This window comes from Cyanobacteriota bacterium, from assembly GCA_025054735.1.
In the GTDB taxonomy this organism is placed as follows: domain Bacteria; phylum Cyanobacteriota; class Cyanobacteriia; order SKYG9; family SKYG9; genus SKYG9.
Genome location: JANWZG010000505.1, coordinates 1 through 2,407, shown reverse-complemented (window position 1 = coordinate 2,407; position 2,407 = coordinate 1). Strand labels below are relative to the sequence as shown.

The 2,407-nt window shown below is 49.1% G+C and carries 3 protein-coding genes; 1 reads left to right on the top strand and 2 read right to left on the bottom strand.

Translation table 11 applies throughout. The features are described 5' to 3' along the window. Positions 1 to 782 (bottom strand): sulfite exporter TauE/SafE family protein (locus tag NZ772_17440; GenBank protein MCS6815341.1); only part of this gene is annotated, 782 nt, incomplete at its 3' end. A gap of 64 nt (positions 783 to 846) precedes the next feature. Continuing rightward, positions 847 to 1,359 carry an adenine phosphoribosyltransferase gene (locus NZ772_17435; protein MCS6815340.1) on the bottom strand — a complete coding sequence of 171 codons (513 nt, stop codon included), beginning with the start codon at positions 1,357 to 1,359 and terminating at the stop codon, positions 847 to 849. Between the two features lie 253 nt (positions 1,360 to 1,612). Here NZ772_17435 and hisD point away from each other — a divergent pair. Next, a partial coding sequence (gene hisD / locus NZ772_17430; GenBank protein ID MCS6815339.1) for a histidinol dehydrogenase occupies positions 1,613 to 2,407 on the top strand: 795 nt, incomplete at its 3' end.

Below are 2,407 nucleotides of genomic sequence, written 5' to 3'. Positions count from 1 at the left end.
AAGATATAAACTGCCAAGATAGCCAGATAACTGCGGAATAGGGCGCTAACAACGCGATCAGGTAGTTTTGGCAACAGGCGAGTGCTAATCTGCGCGCCAACTAGGCCACCAAGACCTAATACAACTCCTTCAATCCACAAAATGTTGCCACTCAAGGCATGGCCCAGAGTAGCAGAAATAGCTGTAATAACAACCACACCTAAACTAGTCTGAATAGCTGGCTTGATGGCTTCTCCTAACAATAGGATTTGCATCGGCACCATAACCACGCCACCACCAATGCCAAACAAGCCTGCTAACAGTCCAGCAATGCTACCCGTGCTAATTCTTGCCCAGAAGGGATGGAGCCAAAAACGCTGAGAGCGATCGCGATGATTGTACTTGTGGTTGTGGTAAGCATCGAATGCTTGGGATTCTGCTCGTTGTTGTTGCCGAGCTAACTGGTTTTTGAGATCGATGAGGTAGATATTGGCTAAGCTTAAAACACCAAAAGCTACTAAAAGCATGTGGGGAAAGGCTTTAGCCCAATTAGCCATAAAAACACCAACTTGGGCAGTGATTAACGCAGGAAATCCTAAGCTCAGGACTTGACGAAGGTTGATGTATCCTCTGCGCCAGTTCTCGATTGTGCCGCTAGCTGATGTGATTACAATCGCAAAGCCGCTAGTGGCAAAAGACTTAACCTCTGGATAGTTAAGAATAATTAGTAAAGGGCCAAGCAGCGCACCTCCGCCGATCCCAAGCAAGCCCGCTAAGATACCAGATAGCAAGCCACCGACCATGAGGGCTATCCAATGTTCAAGAATAGGCACAGATGCAAGCTCCCGGCAATAACTGACCAGTAGTTTAGTAATCAACTAAGGTCACAATTGGTGCGTCAAATAACTTTTGTCGTCCATTTAGGGCGAGTAATTCAATCACGAAGGCAAACCCTACCAGTTGGCAGCCAGCTTGTTTGACCAGTGTGGCGGTAGCCGCAGCCGTGCCTCCAGTAGCAAGCACATCATCGACAATAAGTACACGATCGCTAGATTTAAGGGCATCTTGGTGCATCTCTAGGCGATCGCTGCCATATTCCAGCGCGTATTCGACACTATGAACCGCAGCCGGAAGTTTGCCAGGTTTGCGCACAGGCACAAAGCCCACACCCAGTCTGTAGGCCAGCGGTGCCCCAAAAATAAAGCCTCTCGATTCAATCCCTACGATGGCAGTTGCCCCTAATCCTGCACAGCGGTCTGCCAACATGTTGATGGTGTGTGCTAGACCTTCAGTATTACCTAGCAGGGTTGTAATGTCTTTAAACAGGATGCCGGGTTTGGGAAAATCTGGAACCTCTCGAATTAGAGACTTGATGTCCATGGCTACTCTCGTGACGTGTTGCTTATTATTTTGCATTACTTCAGCCAGTTTGCTCTGGTAGGCTAGTTGCTAGGGTGGCTGTAATTGTAGAAGTTGACATAGACTAACACTTTGTCCTGAAATTTCAGGTTAAGCTAGAGGAGTACTCAGGGTTGGCTTTAACTTAGGCTAGGCTAGAGCGGTAGTTGCCTGATGTACAGAAATCACTGAGCAGTGTTTAAGGACTTTTCTAAGGACTTATTGTTCTGACGCTATGCTACGAATCGTTACGCAGCGAACTGAAGCATTGACTGAGCTACGGCGCATCTGCGATCGCACGAATGATGAGCAGATGGTTCACAAAGAGGCAACAGTTCGAGAAATTTTGCAGACGGTCAAGCGTCAGGGCGATCGTGCCCTGCTAGACTACACGGCTGAGTTTGATCACCAAACCCTGCGAGTAGAGGATTTGCGCATCAGTGGTTCTGAATTAGATGCAGCCTACCAACAGGTTTCTAAGGATGTGTTAAATGCCATTCGCCTTGCCCATCAGCGCATTGAAGCCTTCCACCGTCAGCGTGTTCCTAAGAGTTGGGTGCAGTTTGGTGACCATGATGTGGTGCTAGGCAAACGCTACACACCGGTTGACCGAGCTGGTCTTTACATTCCTGGTGGACAGGCTGCCTATCCTAGTACAGTGCTAATGAATGCTGTGCCCGCAGTGGTTGCTGGAGTTAAGCGAATTGTGATGGTAACCCCACCCGGCGCAGCGGGTAAAGGAGTGAACCCAGCCGTTTTAGTGGCTGCCCAAGAAGCTGGAATCCATGAAATTTATCGCGTGGGGGGTGCCCAGTCGATCGCAGCCCTTGCCTACGGAACAGAGACCATCCCCAAGGTGGATGTGATTACAGGCCCCGGCAACATCTATGTCACCCTAGCGAAAAAACTGGTGTATGGAACCGTTGGCATTGATTCCCTAGCAGGGCCATCGGAAGTATTGATTATTGCTGACGAGACGGCTAATCCTGTGCATGTGGCGGCAGATATGTTGGCGCAAGCTGAGCATGAT